The organism is Ruegeria sp. AE3, assembly GCF_056542225.1.
On record NZ_JBQFZL010000014.1, the window covers coordinates 41,318 to 56,687 of the forward strand.

16 protein-coding genes and 1 pseudogene are annotated in these 15,370 nt (G+C 56.2%); 11 read left to right on the forward strand and 6 right to left on the reverse strand.

What is annotated here, in order from left to right; all coding sequences use genetic code 11:
* Nucleotides 1–20 precede the first annotated feature (20 nt).
* The 4 genes and pseudogenes from ACR0NZ_RS17745 to ACR0NZ_RS17760 all read left to right on the forward strand — a co-directional run.
* Nucleotides 21–437, forward strand: a pseudogene (locus ACR0NZ_RS17745) (class I SAM-dependent methyltransferase); the annotation flags it as partial.
* The gene (locus ACR0NZ_RS17750; protein WP_480520759.1) at nucleotides 430–924 is read left to right on the forward strand and encodes a hypothetical protein; all 495 of its coding nucleotides are present in this window, start codon (nucleotides 430–432) and stop codon (nucleotides 922–924) included. The pseudogene ACR0NZ_RS17745 and the gene ACR0NZ_RS17750, both read left to right, overlap by 8 nt.
* The gene (locus tag ACR0NZ_RS17755; protein ID WP_480520761.1) at nucleotides 924–2,150 is read left to right on the forward strand and encodes an MFS transporter; all 1,227 of its coding nucleotides are present in this window, start codon (nucleotides 924–926) and stop codon (nucleotides 2,148–2,150) included. The genes ACR0NZ_RS17750 and ACR0NZ_RS17755 overlap by 1 nt, the downstream gene beginning before the upstream one ends.
* Complete coding sequence (locus tag ACR0NZ_RS17760) at nucleotides 2,147–2,707, forward strand: DUF3833 domain-containing protein (RefSeq protein WP_480520763.1); 561 nt, start codon at nucleotides 2,147–2,149, stop codon at nucleotides 2,705–2,707. The genes ACR0NZ_RS17755 and ACR0NZ_RS17760 overlap by 4 nt, the downstream gene beginning before the upstream one ends.
* 441 nt (nucleotides 2,708–3,148) lie before the next feature.
* Here ACR0NZ_RS17760 and ACR0NZ_RS17765 read toward each other — a convergent pair whose 3' ends face one another.
* The 6 genes from ACR0NZ_RS17765 to ACR0NZ_RS17790 form a co-directional block, all read right to left on the reverse strand.
* Complete coding sequence (locus ACR0NZ_RS17765) at nucleotides 3,149–3,328, reverse strand: MerR family transcriptional regulator (protein ID WP_480477906.1); 180 nt, start codon at nucleotides 3,326–3,328, stop codon at nucleotides 3,149–3,151.
* A gap of 235 nt (nucleotides 3,329–3,563) precedes the next feature.
* Nucleotides 3,564–3,758 carry a hypothetical protein gene (locus ACR0NZ_RS17770; RefSeq protein WP_480477910.1) on the reverse strand — a complete coding sequence of 65 codons (195 nt, stop codon included), beginning with the start codon at nucleotides 3,756–3,758 and terminating at the stop codon, nucleotides 3,564–3,566.
* Nucleotides 3,759–4,426: 668 nt separating this feature from the next.
* The gene (locus ACR0NZ_RS17775) at nucleotides 4,427–4,627 is read right to left on the reverse strand and encodes a YgaP family membrane protein (RefSeq protein ID WP_480520765.1); all 201 of its coding nucleotides are present in this window, start codon (nucleotides 4,625–4,627) and stop codon (nucleotides 4,427–4,429) included.
* Between the two features lie 65 nt (nucleotides 4,628–4,692).
* Entirely contained in the window at nucleotides 4,693–5,334 is a 642-nt protein-coding gene (locus ACR0NZ_RS17780) for a Crp/Fnr family transcriptional regulator (RefSeq protein ID WP_480520767.1), read from the reverse strand.
* A 399-nt stretch (nucleotides 5,335–5,733) separates the two neighbouring features.
* The gene (locus tag ACR0NZ_RS17785) at nucleotides 5,734–6,618 is read right to left on the reverse strand and encodes an amidohydrolase family protein (protein WP_480520769.1); all 885 of its coding nucleotides are present in this window, start codon (nucleotides 6,616–6,618) and stop codon (nucleotides 5,734–5,736) included.
* Nucleotides 6,615–7,616: a nuclear transport factor 2 family protein gene (locus tag ACR0NZ_RS17790; RefSeq protein WP_480520771.1), complete on the reverse strand. Its 1,002-nt coding sequence runs from the start codon at nucleotides 7,614–7,616 to the stop codon at nucleotides 6,615–6,617. Before ACR0NZ_RS17790 ends, ACR0NZ_RS17785 begins: the two co-directional genes overlap by 4 nt.
* A 160-nt stretch (nucleotides 7,617–7,776) precedes the next feature.
* On the opposite strand from ACR0NZ_RS17790, the gene ACR0NZ_RS17795 reads away from it, so the two are divergent.
* The 7 genes from ACR0NZ_RS17795 (at nucleotide 7,777) to hisD (ending at nucleotide 15,336) form a co-directional block, all read left to right on the forward strand.
* A complete protein-coding gene (locus ACR0NZ_RS17795) occupies nucleotides 7,777–8,826 on the forward strand; it encodes an ABC transporter ATP-binding protein (protein WP_480484721.1) in 1,050 nt (349 codons plus the stop codon).
* Between the two features lie 83 nt (nucleotides 8,827–8,909).
* On the forward strand, nucleotides 8,910–10,136 hold the full coding sequence (locus ACR0NZ_RS17800; protein WP_480520773.1) for an ABC transporter substrate-binding protein: 1,227 nt from the start codon (nucleotides 8,910–8,912) through the stop codon (nucleotides 10,134–10,136).
* A 65-nt stretch (nucleotides 10,137–10,201) separates the two neighbouring features.
* Nucleotides 10,202–11,230 carry a carbohydrate ABC transporter permease gene (locus ACR0NZ_RS17805; protein WP_480520775.1) on the forward strand — a complete coding sequence of 343 codons (1,029 nt, stop codon included), beginning with the start codon at nucleotides 10,202–10,204 and terminating at the stop codon, nucleotides 11,228–11,230.
* 1 nt (nucleotide 11,231) lies between these two features.
* A complete protein-coding gene (locus ACR0NZ_RS17810; RefSeq protein WP_480477928.1) occupies nucleotides 11,232–12,113 on the forward strand; it encodes a carbohydrate ABC transporter permease in 882 nt (293 codons plus the stop codon).
* Between the two features lie 179 nt (nucleotides 12,114–12,292).
* Nucleotides 12,293–13,321 carry an ester cyclase gene (locus ACR0NZ_RS17815; RefSeq protein WP_480477930.1) on the forward strand — a complete coding sequence of 343 codons (1,029 nt, stop codon included), beginning with the start codon at nucleotides 12,293–12,295 and terminating at the stop codon, nucleotides 13,319–13,321.
* A gap of 132 nt (nucleotides 13,322–13,453) precedes the next feature.
* Entirely contained in the window at nucleotides 13,454–13,984 is a 531-nt protein-coding gene (locus ACR0NZ_RS17820; protein WP_480495265.1) for an ester cyclase, read from the forward strand.
* 11 nt (nucleotides 13,985–13,995) lie between these two features.
* Nucleotides 13,996–15,336: a histidinol dehydrogenase gene (hisD, locus tag ACR0NZ_RS17825; RefSeq protein WP_480520778.1), complete on the forward strand. Its 1,341-nt coding sequence runs from the start codon at nucleotides 13,996–13,998 to the stop codon at nucleotides 15,334–15,336.
* The last annotated feature ends 34 nt before the right edge of the window (nucleotides 15,337–15,370 follow it).

Sequence of the window (15,370 nt, forward strand, 5' to 3'; positions counted from 1 at the left end):
TGATCCTGCGCACCCCCGAGGGCGAGCGCTACTGGCCCAGCTACTTTGCCATGCTCAAGCGCAGCTTGGCCGAGGGTGGGCGCGTGTTGTTGCAAGCGATCACCGTCAAAGACAGCTTTTTTGACACATACAAGTCCTCGTCCGATTACATCCGCCAATACGTTTTCCCTGGCGGCATGCTGCTGTCGGACCGTGTTATCGAGGCCCAAGCCAGTAACGCTGGATTCGCAGCTTGCGACAGCTTTGCTTTCGGGCAGGATTATGCCCGAACCTGTCGGAACTGGGCCAATAGCCTTACCGCGCAAAAGCGTCGCGTTTCGGAACTGGGATATGGCGAAAGCTTCTTCCGCAACTGGCAGTACTATCTCGAGATCTGTGCCGCGTCCTTTGCCGTGGGGCATACCAATGTCGTTCAAGTGGAGATTGCCCATGCGTAGTTTTGTCTTTGCTTTTGCCTTGCTCGCCTCGCCAACGGGTACGCAGGCGTCCGCAATCAAATCTGTGCTGCCCGATGCCGAAACGCGCGGCACGGCAACTTTTCGTTATATAGGCCTCCCGCTCTACGAAGCTCAGCTCTTCACCAAGTCCGGAGCACCTCTGGACTGGAGCAAGGATTTCGGGCTCGAGCTGAAATACCTCCGCAACCTGACAGAACTTGATCTGGTCGAAGCCACCATGCGCGAACTGAGCCGTACCGGGGCCACCCTGCCGGCGCGCGGCCAGTTGGAAATGTGTTTCAACGATGTACGCAAGGGTGACCGCTATGTCGCCATCTCCAAGGGGCCAAACCAAATCGGGTTCTGGCACAATGGAAAACGGGTTTGCACGCTAAGCCATCCTAGGATCAAGAACAGGTTCATGTCGATCTTTCTTGGCGAAAACACACGTTCGGAATCCTTCACCCGGAAACTGAAGGGCGAGTGATGCTTTACCCGCGTGTCAGCCTCTATGCGCTGATGCTGGCCGCGGCTGGCATTCCGCTTTACATCCACTTGCCGCGGTTTGCTTCGGTCGAGCTTGGCATCGGGCTGGGGGCAATTGGCACGATCCTGTTGGTCATCCGGCTGGTCGATCTTGTTCAGGACCCACTGATTGGCTGGGCAATCGACCGCTGGCCACGGGCACAAATCCTGTTTGCCAGCGCCGCGGCGCTTGGGCTGGCGATCGGCTTTCCATTGCTATTCACCGCTCAACCGGGGCCAAACGCGATGCCACGTCTGGTGGCAATCCTTGTTCTGCTCTTCTCGGCCTACAGTCTTGGCATGATCCTGCTCTATGGACGCAGCGCCACTCTGGCAGCCACACCGACGCCACGCTCTCTGATGACGCTGGCGGCGTTTCGTGAGGGTGGCATGCTGGCTGGCGTGGTGATTGCCGCCATTGCACCGGCTTTCCTTGTCACCCTTGGGGCCACCGGTCAGGGATACGAAGCGTTTGGCCTGTTTCTTGGAGCGCTGGCCCTTGTCGTTGCCGTGATCACCCTGCCGATCTGGCGTCGCGAACCCATCGAAGGCGACCGTATGTCCCTTGGTGCGCTACGCCAAACTGGCGCTCTGAGACTTCTCGTGTTGGCACTGGTCAACAGCCTACCTGTTGCCATTACCTCGACATTGTTTCTTTTTTTCGTGGAAGACCGCTTACAACTGCCGGGCAAAGCCGGCCCCTTGTTGATCCTGTTCTTTCTCAGCGCAGGTTTCAGCGTGCCGCTATGGGCCCGTCTGAGCCAAAGAATGGGCTCGAAGGCCACGCTGTTGGTCGCCATGCCCTTGGCAATCCTCGGCTTTGTCGGGGCCGCGTTCCTAACACCCGGCAGTCAGGTTGGCTTTGCGGTGATCTGCCTGGCATCCGGCGCCGCCCTGGGGGCCGATATGGTTATCCTTCCGGCTATGTTTTCGGTGGCGCTGACCCGGGCGGGTCTAAAGGCATCGTTAGCTTTTGGCATCTGGTCCTTTGCGGGCAAACTTGGCCTTGCTGTGGCCGCTTTCGCTGTTCTGCCCGTGCTGGAAAGCAGTGGCTTTAGACCCGGCGCGACAAACAGCACTGAGGCCCTGAATACATTGAACATCTCTTATGCCGTCCTTCCCTGCATCCTGAAACTCGGCGCCTTGGCGCTTGTCCTGGCGCTTCCTACGGAGAACCCAACCCAATGAAACTCCTTACTGCCCTGCTCATTCTTGCCGCTCTGGTCATGGCGGCAAAGTCCATGTTTCTCAGTTTTCGCGCACAAACCTCGTCAGACTATGCCGATACAAGCCCTGCCTTTTCGCTCAAAACCCACCTGAGCGGTGAAATCCTCTCCGAAGGTCTGATTTATGGCCCAACCGGAAAGATGACGAACAGCTTCGTTGCCAGAATGGTCGGTGAATGGGACGGCGACACTGGTACGCTGAGCGAAGAGTTCACCTATTCAAACGGCAAAAAGCAAAGTCGCAAATGGTTCCTGAAGCTCAGCGACGGCAACACGTTCACCGCCACCGCCGACGACATTGTCGGCGAGGCACGAGGAGTCGTTTCTGGGTCAACAATCAAGATGGAGTACCAGATCATTCTGCCGGAAGACGCGGGCGGTCACACGCTGACAGCAACCGACTGGCTTTACCTAACTGAAAACGGAGTCATCATGAACAAGTCCGAGATGCGCAAATTCGGCATCAAGGTGGCCGAGTTGATCGCGACCATGCGCCCGGACCACGAAGCACGACGCTGAACCGGGATGGGACCCAAACAGAAGGACCTGTCCTGATGAACAAAATCTACCCATTCTTGCGATGACAGTTGCACTGGCGTCTGTTGTGTTTGAGCCGTCGCCATTGATGACAAATGAATTCGCAGGCTACCGGCCCGAACAGTTTCCTGTCACCATGGACTTCTGGCCGGATCAACCCTCGGGGTGGGGCTTTGGCATCTGGGGTGTGATCTATATTGTCTGACGTCAGCGCGAATGGGACAGTTTAGGTTGATTTGATAAGAGAGGGTTTCTGGCACATCGTAACCACCAAGGAGTGGAGATGAGACAGACGCCCGGAATCAAGCAGAGCCATGGCGAGATGGTCGTCAAGTCGTCGCCTATGCGCCAACAGGACAGCTTTGCGCTCAGGGACCTTGCCGTCGCCAGATGCGTAGAGCTCTGCAAAAGATCGCATTTCCGTCAAAGGCACTCCTGTCGAGCGAAGTGACGCCAATAACTCCAACCAATCGACATCTGTCTTCTTGAACCTGCGTTTGCCATCCGAGCCGCGTTGGATGAAGGGCATAGCCCCGATTTCTCATGGAAGCGAATTGTCGAGATGCTGAGCCCGGTGAGTCCGGCAACTTCTGAAATCATCATACTATCAGACCCTTTCGCCCAGGCTCCTACAGTCCTGAAGCTACTTCAGGTCAAGCGTCTTTTATAGAGCTTCTCAGCAATCGGCTTTCGACGACAGTGCAGCATAGGATAAATAGGACTCTCAACTTCCATTAGATTGGTCGCCGCATGCCCTACTGCCAGATGGTAGCGCTCAGGCAAAAAGGCCAGTTGCAAACAAATCAGGCGTTCGCCCACTGCCCGCAATGGGTTTCTTTCAACGTGCCCTGTCCGGCGTGTCTTCCGGTTCACGTGCAATCAGGGCTTCGATCTGCTGCGTGACAGGTTCCGGCAACGCACCGTGCGAGAGAGCTTCCACAAGTCCTTCGATCTGTTCGACGGTGCGAGCGCCTGGAAGCCAGATCGTTTTCATCGGCACGAAGGGCGAATTGGACGGCGAATGGCTGTCCATCACGGCAGTTGGAGCATCATGGCTACCCTTGCCGCGTTTGGTGTGGCGCTGTTCAGCGCGCGCGATTTGCTGGTGGCCACCACGTCACCGTCCTGACCCGCAACCTGCAAAAGGCCGACGCATTGCCCCATCCGGTACGCCTGATCACCTCACTCGAGCAAATTGACAACACAGAGCGCTTTGACGCCATCGTCAATCTGGCAGGTGAGCTGGTGGCAAACGCGCATTGGACGCGTCGGAAACGCGCGCATCCTGCAGTCTCGGGTCGTGATGACGAAAGATTTCGTCGCACTGATCCGCAGGCTGGATCAAAAACCATCTTGCCTAATCACCGGTTCCGCCGTGGGCTGGTATGGGCCGCGGCAAGACGAGATCCTCACCGAAGACGACACCTACCACCCCGTCTTCATCCATGAGGTGTGCGACACATGGGAGCGCGCCGCTGCGCCAATCGTGGGTATGGGCATCCGGGTTGTGCAACTGCGTAGCGGTCTGGTGCTAGGGGTAGAAGGCGACATGCTGGCCCGAATGCTGACACCTTTCGAATTTGGTGCCGGTTGTCAGCTGGGGGATGGACAACAGTGGATGCCCCGAGGAACGCCGCGCCCGCCGCACAACGCCGGAACCCAGACGAATCCCAGTGTTGCGCGAGGCAAGGGTAGGACGTGTTACGGCTTGGCTTGCTTGTTGGTGCACAGACCCAGAAGCGCATAAATCGGGCAGAATTTCATGAAGGCCGTCAGCACAAACACAGCTCCAAGCCAACCCCAGGGGCCGATGGTGCCGGTCAGTGCCAGAAGGATCAGCACGCCACCGAGGATCAGGCGCAGAACCCGGTCGACAGAACCAACATTAGACGTGAATTGCATGGTCGAATCTCCTTGATTATCTGGTCCAAGATTCGCTGTTTTCCAAACCGTGTTATGTGACGAGGTCACACAACTCCCGTTCTGGCATGGTGGTGCAGGGCTGGGCGATCCTGCAGATAAATCACACCTCGCTCAAGCCTGACCCATCCCCGATGTTCAAAATCCTTGAGGATACGGGACATGACTTCGCGTGCGCTGCCCAGTTCGGCCGCAATGCGCTGGTGCGTGGTGCGGATATCGCCCGAATGTGCGCCTTGATCCAAAAGCCACTGCGCCAATTTCAGGTCCATCCGGTTAAGTAGAAGATCATCGATAACCTCGGACAGTTCAACAATGCGTTGTGAAAACGCCATGAAGACCGCACCTCGAAATTCTGCATCTGTGGCCAGCAACGTGTTGAACTTGTCCCGCCCGATGGCCAGCGCCGTCACCGGCCCCTCGGCATAACCGAACCCTGAATAGGGGATGTCCGACAACATGCACGAGGTCGTCATAACGCAACTGTCGTACGGGCCAACCCGATAAAGAACAACGGTCCGCCCTGACGGGCTGGTTTGTTCCACTCGGACGATGCCCGAACGAATGATCAAAAACACCTCACCGTAAGCGCCCGGTGCAAACAGTTGGTATCCGTCTGGTATGGCCAGACGACTTCCTTCGGACTTGAGCCGGTCGAGAATTGCCTGGCTCCAGTTCTGTTGGGTCACTGCTTTACCTCCGTATCACGCTCTCTTCCGGGTTTTTTGCCTTGGGACCCTCGCGGGCAAACCCAATTAATCTGTGACGAACCCATCTGCACAGGATCAATGTTGAAGATTCTGTCAATTCAAGCCTTGAATACCAACACCTCATGGGTCCGAAACGAGCTCCATTATCTTTTGGAAGGCTTCCCCATTCCTACGGGTTCCCCGGAACGACTGTCCCCGTTGCGTTTGAGTGCCGGAACGTCAAAGTCATCGCTGTCAGATGGGCGGAAGTCGAGATGACTCCTGAGAGCCGATTACCGGCCTAACAACTGGCGGGAAAATCGCCTCTCCAGCTCCGTCTGTGCAGTTCTCAAAGAAATCTGCGACAGAACCTTATTGTTTCAAGGATGAATAGCATTCTCAGGGCATCTTGAGATCATAGAAGTGTGCGGCGGTTTCTCTGAACACAGCCGATTGGGCCTCAGCCGGAACCAGATCACGGTAAGCCTGTACCAGCGATGTGTAATTGCCATAGAGTTTGTCGACCGGGAAATTCGAGCCAAACATGACCCTCTTTGGTCCGAATTGTTCAAGGCAAATCTCCACGATCGGGCGAATACTCTCAGGCGCCCAGTGGTGATCGAACATGCCCAGACCTGAGAGCTTGCATGAGACGTGCGGCAGATCAGACAGCTCGCGCAGTCTTTGAGCCCAGCTTTTCAGGCCCGCCGGAGTGCGGTCATATGGTGATCCGGCATGGCATAGAGCGACTCGTGTATTCGAGGCTTGAGCGAGAATTCTGGTGGTTTTTACGATCAAATCAGGAATGAGCTGCAGATCAAAGCTGAGATCACGTCGTCCAGCCTCCTTCAATCCGTCCAGAAACCGCGGATCATCCAGCAGGAAATTGGTGCCCGTCTGCGCGTCCTCTCCGGGTGCGCGCCCGACGATCTGGCGCACACCGCGTACAGTTGGAAGAGCCTGAAACGTATCAAGCTGGGCGTGTAGGTCAGCCGAGGTCAGGTCACAGAACACAACCTGCGCCATTGGCCAGTCTGGATTGGTTTCGGCGACAGCTTGAACCCACCGGGCTTCGTCCAGACCGTTTTTGGCCCCCACCTGGATATGGATCGAGGCACCGACTCCGCAGGGCGCGGCTTCGGACCGGAACTCGCGCAGTAGATAATTCCGTTGAATCGGCGTCGGGTCGCCAAAGAACCTTTCCACCCCGCGCGCCATCAGCCAGGGGTAGTTTACAGCTTCAAGGTCCCAAAGGTGGTGATGGGCATCGATCCAGCCGGTCATGTTCGCGGTACTTTCGACATGCGCCCCAAAATATCGACACCCTGTTGTTTCCAGAAGTGCAGCAGGTCAATGAAAACCCAGTTCTCGGCCAGCTTGTCACCCGCGCGACGATAGATGTCGATCACACGGAATTCACCGGCCTTGCCTGTGGCGGGCATACCCATGAACCCGCCGGTGGGCCGCGCCGTGAAATTCGGCCAGCCGAAAAAGCCGCCATAGTGACCCTCAGCCAAGCGGCAAATGTGCTTGGTCTTCGAGCGGTCCGTTAAGGATGCGCGGAACGGGCCTGAGTGCTGCTTTGCATAACGCTCAATCGTATAGGTCGCACCGATCCCGGCGGGCCCCCACCAAATCATATCTTCGCTCCATGTCTGGCGCAATTCTTCCTCAAGGCTCAGGCCGCTGTTCCATTGGCCGAGATCGGAAATCATGGCATTGATCGTGTCGAGAGTTTTCTCGCCTTCTTCGGCAGGCTGCGGGCTGAACATCAACCCGTCATGCGTCATCGGTCCGGGTTGAACCAGATGGGCTGCAGTTTGAGGCGGGAAGGGCTGCAACCCGACCTGCATCATGAAATGCGGGATGTCGAAATACATCGCCGTTTCGGCGATCTTGCCATTCTCGATCTTGTTGAACTCACAATAGCGCAAAAACGCCATCTTGCCCGTGGGGGCGATGCCCAGCCACGCATTGTCGAACAGGCCCATCAGATGCCCCATTGAAACAACCCAGACCGAGGTGAATCCGTCCATCTCGTTTTTTCCGGCCATGAACACGTCCATCCGGCGCTGCATTTTCCTTAGACTTTGCTTCAGGGGACGCCAGAATGCCTGTGCTACGTCATGGGTGCCCCGAAGCTCATCAAACGGGTGGAAACCGCGCCACAGGTAGTCTTCTGTGCAGAACTCAGACAACGTGTTGGCGATATCCGATTCTTTTACGCTGCTGAGCGCCGTGTAGTAATCCAAGATGATCGATTTTTGGATTTCATAGGACATTATTATTTTCTTTCAGTTCTTTAGTCGCTGCCAAGGGGCGAATTGCGAGGAAGATGAAGTCGGCTTTTGCACACGCATGCAAAAAAAGCTTGCCAGATGTTTCTTTTGTTGTCTATGGTTTTGCAAGCGTATGCACTACGAGTGCAGCAGGGAGGACAGAATGGCCGAAATTCAACTTCGCAATGTTGGAAAGCGTTGGGGATCGTTTGTCGGAGTTGACAATTTTGACCTGACAATAGCCGACAAGGAATTTCTGGTACTTCTTGGGCCGTCAGGTTGCGGAAAGACCACGACAATGCGCATGATTGCTGGCCTCGAGGACGCATCTGAGGGTGACATCCTGATAGACGGCGCCCGAGTAAATGACATGGAGCCCAAAGACCGAGACGTTGCAATGGTGTTCCAGTCATACGCCCTGTACCCCAACATGAACGTTTACGAGAATATTCGCTTCCCGCTTAAAGTTCGCGGTATTGACCCTGCTACCCATGACGAAAAAGTGCGGCGCGCTTCGGCCATGGTTGAGTTGGATGACTTCCTGCACCGCAAGCCAGCGGAATTGTCTGGTGGTCAGCGTCAGAGGGTTGCCTTGGCTCGTGCCATAGTGCGCGAGCCGAACGTGTTCCTTATGGACGAGCCACTATCCAACCTTGACGCAAAACTGCGCGTTTCCACCCGCGCACAGATCAAGAACCTCAGCCACGAATTGGCGGTCACCACGATCTATGTCACCCACGACCAGATCGAGGCTATGACACTGGCTGATCGGGTTGTGATCATGAAACAGGGTGTCGTGCAACAGGTCGGTACTCCGGTCGATATATATGACACCCCCGCCAACACCTTTGTCGCCAGCTTTATCGGCAACCCGGCAATGAACCTTGTCGATGGCGAGGTTCAGGGTGGCGTGTTTCGCGCCAAAAGCACTGAGGTACACGGGTTGAACGCGCCCGACGGTCCTATCACGCTGGGGTTTCGCGCCGAGGACGCCAATGTTGTGGAAAGCGGCGGCGAGATCAATGCACCGATCTATACACAAGAGCTGTTGGGCGACAGCACCATGGTCTCGGTTCGGATCGGTGGTGCGCTGGTCTCGGTCAAGGCCGACAAAACCTATCGGGCCGAAATCGACGATCAGGTCTCGATTCATATCCATACCGACCACTGCCATCTGTTTGATGCGCAAACTGGGGCTCGCCTGGAAGGCTGAGAACCGCAAACGACACCCGTTGGGACGGGGTAACCAGGGTGCAGACTTCGAAGATGCACCCATCCATCTAGGGAGGAATATTGATGTTTCTGAAGAATATTGCATTGGCCGGCTCGGTAGCCGCCTTTGCCGCAAGCGCAGGATATGCCTGCGAAATCGGCGCACGTGTCAACATAGTCGGTAATGAATTTGCGGCCATCCAGGCCGTCGCAGCCGGAGCAAAGGAATGCACCGGAGCGCCGGTAGAATCCAACCTGACATCCGAGCACCAGACCATCAACGTGGCTGGCCTGTCAGGCAATCCGTCGGAATACACAACCGCAATCATCGCCAATAGTTCGGTTGTGGCACTGATGAACGAAGACGTTATTCGTCCGCTCAATGATCTGGTGGAAAAATATGGCCAGGACCTGCAGCCTGGGCAGCTGATCAAGATTGGCGACAACATCATGGCCGTCGCCTTTATGGCGAACGCGCAGCATCTGATGTATCGCAAGGATGTTCTGGAACAGGCTGGCGTCGAAGTGCCGACCACCTATGAGGAAATGCTCGAGGTGGCCGAGGCCATTCGTGCGCAGGGCATCATGCAAAACCCGGTTGGTGGAGCCTATGCATCGGGTTGGAACCTGGCGCAGGAATTCAACAATATGTTCCTTGGCTATGGCGGCAGCCATTTTAAACCCGGTACGGCGGAACCCAACGTGAATTCTGAGGCCGGTGTCAACGCCCTGAACATGATGAAGGCTTTGTCGGAATACATGAATCCCGACTTCCTGACGCATGACTCTAATGCCACCAATGCCGAATACCGCGCTGGCAACGTTGCGATCATGAATATGTGGGGCTCGCGCGCATCGCAGCAAACCACTACCGAAGGTGTGCTACAGGAGGTGATCGATGGCCATGCGATTGGCGCTCCGCTGACGGTTGGCGGCGGCACCACACCAGCGACGACCCTGTGGTGGGACGGTTGGACTGTCGGAAAAAACATTCCGGATGAAGAAGCTGAGGCCACGTTCATTGCTATGAAGCACGGCATCCGCCCGGACATGCTGAATGATGAAACCACGCCTCTGGCAGTTTGGCTTATCGAAGGTTACCAGCCTGGTAAAGATGCCCAAGGTGTGTTTGCGGCAGCCAAGATGGGTACACTGCCCTATCCGATGTTGCCTTACATGGGCTTGATGCACACGGCGCTCGGCAACGAACTTGCGGACTTCATGCAAGGTAAGGAATCAGCCGAGCAGGCATTGGCCGATGTCGAGGCTGCTTATCGGGCTGCCGCCATCGAGCAAGGTTACCTTCAATAAGATGTGCCTTGTGCGGGCGTTCTTGAACGGCGTCCGCACAAACACACCGATGAGAGGATTGCAACGTGCGCCATAAGACATTCCTTTGGTTCTTCTTGCCCACAGGTCTTGCGATGTTGTTGTTCATCGCCATGCCTATTGTCTCGGTGGTGACCCAATCGATTTTCGCCCCGCACCCGGCCGTTCTGTTGGAGGTTGAGAACTGCACCCCGCTTATCGGATGCACAACCGAGACCACTGTTGATCAAGCGGCCACTGCGGCCCTTCGCGCCGAGCAACCTCTGGGCCGGTTTGTGGGATTGGACATTTACTTTAATCGAGGCCATCTGGCGACACAGGAGTTTGGTCAAATCTGGGCCTCGAGTGACAATTGGGGCGAGTTTTTCTCGGAGCTCGGGAATTTGCCCTTTTATCGGGCAATGGCGTTTACGCTGACCTTCGTAGCTGTCGTGACACCGCTCACAATTGTATTGGGGCTGTTGATTGCGTTGGCGGTCAACTCCTTGCACCGGCAACTCAAGGGTCTGATGATCTTTTTCTCTCTTCTGCCCATGATTGTGACCCCGCTGATCGGCTCGCTCATCCTGTTTTGGATGATTGACAGTCGCGGGGTGATCGGAAACGCCCTCGTATATCTGGCCGGAGATCCGAATTTCAGCCTAAAAGCCTCAACAGGGCTGATGTGGGTAGCACTGATGGTCTATGGTGTTTGGCACGCCGCTCCTTTTGCCTTTGTCGTGTTCTATGCTGGTCTGCAAACCTTGCCCCAAGACCAGATCGAGGCTGCCCAGATCGACGGGGCTACGCGCTGGCAACAGGTCAAATTTGTGGTTGTTCCCCACCTCATGCCTCTGGTCACATTTGTTGCGCTGATCCAGTTGATGGATAACTTCAAGGTGTTTGAACCTATCATCGGCTTCAGCGCACAAGCGCATGCGCAATCACTCAGCACCTTCATCTTTTACGATCTCGGTGGCGAGACTCGGCAACTGTCTTCCGCTGCCGCTACCTCTGTGATGACGATAATCGGGGTCGCCATTCTTCTGTCGCCCGTGCTTGTCCGCACCTGGCGCGATTTCAAAGGAGCGAGATAATATGGCCAGCCGCGCACAAAGAATGCCTACAAGCCTTCGGATCGCCTCGTCCCTGTTTGTGCTCCTTTGGTTTATCCTGGCCGCCTTTCCGTTCCTTTGGACGGTTTGGGGATCGTTCAAGGTCGAGCTGGATTTCTTCTCGATCGCTGACTGGACCAACGCCCTGACCGGCGCCCGAACCGAAGCGGTTTACGGCTCGCCGTTCACCACCACCGGATATGAGGGCGCATGGATTCAGGAAGAGTTCTGGCGCAATGTTCTGAACACCGGGATCGTGTGTTTCTTTGTAGTTACCATCTCGCTGACCATCGGAACGTTAGGGGGTTACGCCCTTTCGCGGTCAACCTATAACTACACATTTTGGCTTTTGATCACGGCGTTGATTTTCCGTGCAATGCCGCCAATCACTCTGGTCTCAGGATATCTTCTGCCCTTCTTTGAATGGAATGTTTGGGGGATTCTTCCGACCACCATTATCGTGCTGGTGGCAATCAACCAGCCGTTCACCCTGTGGATGCTGCATTCCTTCTTCAAGAACATCCCAAGCGAGTTGGATGAAAGTGCTAAGGTCGACGGATGCAACCAGTTTCAGGCTTTCCGACGCGTGATCATTCCGGTGATGTGGCCGGGTGTCATTACCACCGGGCTGTTCTCCTTCCTGTTGGCCTATAACGATTTTGCTGTGGGCGCGATGCTGCTGTCCGAAAGCAACCGCACCATGGTGCCTGCCATCGCCGCCTTCCTCGGTACAACACAGACTGAGGGCAACGTGATGTTTGCTGTTGCGGCGGTGGTTTCAGCCACAGTTCCACTGTTCCTCCTGGTGATGTTCTTCCAGCGTCAGATCGTGGGCGGCCTAACCGCCGGGGCTGTGAAAGGCTGACACAAATGGGGCGCACTCATCCTCAGTCCGTATCTGCCCACGCGCACGCAGCCAGCCTGAACTTGGCTGCGCGCCGGGCCCGTCGGCCGGGACGAATTCCATTTGCTTTGATGCGCGCAGGTCCTCGTGCCAGCACACCGTCACAGCGAATAGGAACACGTTCTAAAAAGGAAAGCGCCATGAACAAGCGCGCAAATCGCCCAGCGATGGGTATTGCTACCGGAACCACGTTTGAAAACAAACAGCTTTATCGTCAGTTTCTCGAAAGCTTTGATAAGGGCCTCGGCGAGACCATTGAGACGGCCGCCAGCGAGATTTTCGCCGCAACGGCCACTACCGAAGCGAGCCATCCGATCAATGCAGCCCCCGATGGCAACGGCTACGTCAGCTCTGTCATCTTTGCGATATCAGAGGCGTTCGAGGGGCTCACCCGTCAGAACTATGTGGTCACGGGTGGCGAATACCTGGGAAGCGAGTGGGTCACCTCAACCGGGTATTTCCATGGTCATTTCACGCGACCGCTTTGTGGTATTCCACCCAGTGGCAAACTGGCATTTCTGCGGTTTGGTGAGTTCCACCGAATGGAAGATGGCAAGATCGTCGAATCCTATGTCTTCCTCGGCTTTGCAGAACTGATCATCGCACTCGGCCTCTGGCCTTTGAACCTACAGGGCTATGAAGGTGTCGTGCCAGGTCCGGCAACTCATGACGGCATCGTCATTGGGCCATCAGACCCAGCGCAGTCACGCGCCACAGCAGATCTGGTCGAGGACATGCTAATACAGCTGACGACCGAAGACCAAAGCTGGCGACCTTATTGGGATGACCGTATGGTGTGGTACGGTCCCGGCGGGCTAGGCTCTTATGCGACAGTGGATGCGTTTGCCGGCTTCCAGTCCCCTTTCGAAAACACGTTCGAGGGCTGGGGCGACGGCACGGATGCAGGCGTCACCGGCGTTGGTTCGAATTGCAAGGCCGGGGATGGCGACTATGCGTTCCTGTGCGGCTGGCCGCAGATCACCGGCGTCCACGTCAAACCCTTCCTGGACCTGGAGCCAACGGGAAAGCGCGTTTTTATGCGTGACTGCGACTGGTGGCGCTGCGCAGACGGCAAGATCATCGAGAACTGGTGCATGCTCGATATTCCACATCTGCTGTTGCAACTGGGTTACGACCTTTTTGCCGAAATTTCTGAACAGACCCAATGAGCTGTTCTGCCAGACATAACGCCATTGCGCGCCACCCGGCGCTCAACCGGATGCCAAGGGATTTTCTGACAGCAGGCTGACCTTCCCAGTCGACACAGAAAACCCCTTGGTAACCATAAAAGGAAAAAACACATGAAGGGCTCCCGCCCCGAACAGGCCGTGCTGACCAAAGACACGGACATGAGCAAGACAGACGAAACCCGCGCCGTGATCGAGGGCATGGTCGATGGTTTGAATGATCACCGCATCGACGATATCGGCGAATTCTTCGCCGAAGGGTTCCGCTGGATCGGCAACCAGGGCTGCGGCACCAAAACTGGGCTCAAGGAGTTTCAGAACAACTGGCAGCGCCCGTTCCAGGCAGCATTTTCTGATAAGACCTGCATCGACGAGGCCCGACTTTACATGGGCGAGTGGGCTGCCGCTTTTGGCCGACAGGAGGCGACTCATTCGGGCGAGTTCTTGGGCATCGCTCCGACGGGAAAGCGGGTCGAGATCCGTTACATGGATTTCTGGAAAGTCGTCGATGGCAAGATCATCGACAATTGGGTGAATGTCGACTTCGCCCATGTCGCCACGCAGCTTGGCGTTGATCTGTTCAATGGCGAAGGCTGGGAAGCATTTGACCGGGGAGAAAAAACTCCACCCCGGCCTGAAAACTGAGGATAGAGACAATGGCTATTGAATACCTGAAACGCGGCAAACCAGAAGCTGACCGAGCAGAAGACGATGCCAAAACCCGAGCTGTTGTCGAGGCAACGCTGGCGGATATCGAAACCCGCGGCGATATCGCAGTGCGTGAGCTGTCAGAGAAGTTCGACAATTACTCGCCGGAATGCTTCCGTCTAAGCCAGGATCAGATCGACGAATTGATCAACTCGCTGACTGAACGCGAACTGGCCGATATCAAATTCGCGCAGAAGCAGGTGACGAACTTTGCGCAGGCACAACGCGACTCGATGCTGGATATCGAGGTTGAAACTCTGCCAGGAGTGATTTTGGGTCACAAGAACATCCCTGTGCAGTCGGTTGGCTGCTACGTGCCGGGCGGCAAGTTCCCGATGGTGGCATCGGCGCATATGTCGGTCGCAACAGCAAAGGTTGCGGGTGTTCCGCGCATCATCGCATGTACCCCGCCGTTTCAGGGCAAACCCAATGCGGCCGTAATCGCAGCGATGCATCTGGGCGGTGCCCACGAGATCTACGTGATGGGTGGGATCCAGGCCATCGGCGCCATGGCGATCGGGACTGAGACCATTGATCCGGTTCACATGCTGGTTGGCCCCGGCAACGCCTTTGTGGCCGAAGCCAAGCGCCAATTGTTTGGCCGGGTGGGTATCGATCTTTTTGCCGGGCCGACCGAAACCATGGTGATCGCAGACAAAACTGCTGCGGACGCCGAGCTTTGTGCGACCGATTTGCTGGGACAGGCCGAGCATGGCTATAACAGCCCCTGCGTTCTCGTCACCAACTCGCACAAGCTGGCCCAAGAAACACTGAGCGAGATCGACCGTATCCTCGGAATCCTGCCCACCGCAGGTACCGCCAAAGTCAGCTGGGAAGAATATGGCGAGGTCATCGTCTGCGACACCTATGACGAGATGCTGCAAATGGCCGAAGACATTGCCTCCGAGCACGTTCAGGTCATGACCGACCGCGACGACTGGTTTTTGGAAAACATGACCTGTTATGGCGCGCTGTTCCTAGGGCCGCGCACCAACGTGGCCAACGGCGACAAGGTGATCGGAACCAATCATACACTGCCGACCAAAAAGGCCGGGCGCTATACCGGCGGGCTCTGGGTCGGCAAATTCATGAAAACCCACAGCTATCAGAAGGTCGTCACTGATGAGGCCGCGGCGATGATCGGCGAATACGGCTCACGTCTGTGTATGCTGGAAGGCTTTGTCGGCCATGCCGAACAATGCAACATCCGTGTCCGGCGTTATGGGGGCATCAACGTGCCCTATGGTGAAGGCGCACCATACCGCGAGACGGCCGATGCGACTTCGTAAGCGTGACGAATCTTGCGCAGGGATTCGACCGGGG

What these genes read in the sequence shown, in the direction of transcription:
- ACR0NZ_RS17750 (WP_480520759.1), top strand. Translation starts at nt 430, where the DNA reads ATGCGTAGTTTTGTCTTTGCTTTTGCCTTGCTCGCCTCGCCAACGGGT.
- ACR0NZ_RS17755 (WP_480520761.1), top strand. Translation starts at nt 924, where the DNA reads ATGCTTTACCCGCGTGTCAGCCTCTATGCGCTGATGCTGGCCGCGGCT.
- ACR0NZ_RS17760 (WP_480520763.1), top strand. Translation starts at nt 2,147, where the DNA reads ATGAAACTCCTTACTGCCCTGCTCATTCTTGCCGCTCTGGTCATGGCG.
- ACR0NZ_RS17765 (WP_480477906.1), bottom strand. Translation starts at nt 3,328, where the DNA reads ATGATGATTTCAGAAGTTGCCGGACTCACCGGGCTCAGCATCTCGACA.
- ACR0NZ_RS17770 (WP_480477910.1), bottom strand. Translation starts at nt 3,758, where the DNA reads ATGGACAGCCATTCGCCGTCCAATTCGCCCTTCGTGCCGATGAAAACG.
- ACR0NZ_RS17775 (WP_480520765.1), bottom strand. Translation starts at nt 4,627, where the DNA reads ATGCAATTCACGTCTAATGTTGGTTCTGTCGACCGGGTTCTGCGCCTG.
- ACR0NZ_RS17785 (WP_480520769.1), bottom strand. Translation starts at nt 6,618, where the DNA reads ATGACCGGCTGGATCGATGCCCATCACCACCTTTGGGACCTTGAAGCT.
- ACR0NZ_RS17790 (WP_480520771.1), bottom strand. Translation starts at nt 7,616, where the DNA reads ATGTCCTATGAAATCCAAAAATCGATCATCTTGGATTACTACACGGCG.
- ACR0NZ_RS17795 (WP_480484721.1), top strand. Translation starts at nt 7,777, where the DNA reads ATGGCCGAAATTCAACTTCGCAATGTTGGAAAGCGTTGGGGATCGTTT.
- ACR0NZ_RS17800 (WP_480520773.1), top strand. Translation starts at nt 8,910, where the DNA reads ATGTTTCTGAAGAATATTGCATTGGCCGGCTCGGTAGCCGCCTTTGCC.
- ACR0NZ_RS17810 (WP_480477928.1), top strand. Translation starts at nt 11,232, where the DNA reads ATGGCCAGCCGCGCACAAAGAATGCCTACAAGCCTTCGGATCGCCTCG.
- ACR0NZ_RS17815 (WP_480477930.1), top strand. Translation starts at nt 12,293, where the DNA reads ATGAACAAGCGCGCAAATCGCCCAGCGATGGGTATTGCTACCGGAACC.
- ACR0NZ_RS17820 (WP_480495265.1), top strand. Translation starts at nt 13,454, where the DNA reads ATGAAGGGCTCCCGCCCCGAACAGGCCGTGCTGACCAAAGACACGGAC.
- hisD (WP_480520778.1), top strand. Translation starts at nt 13,996, where the DNA reads ATGGCTATTGAATACCTGAAACGCGGCAAACCAGAAGCTGACCGAGCA.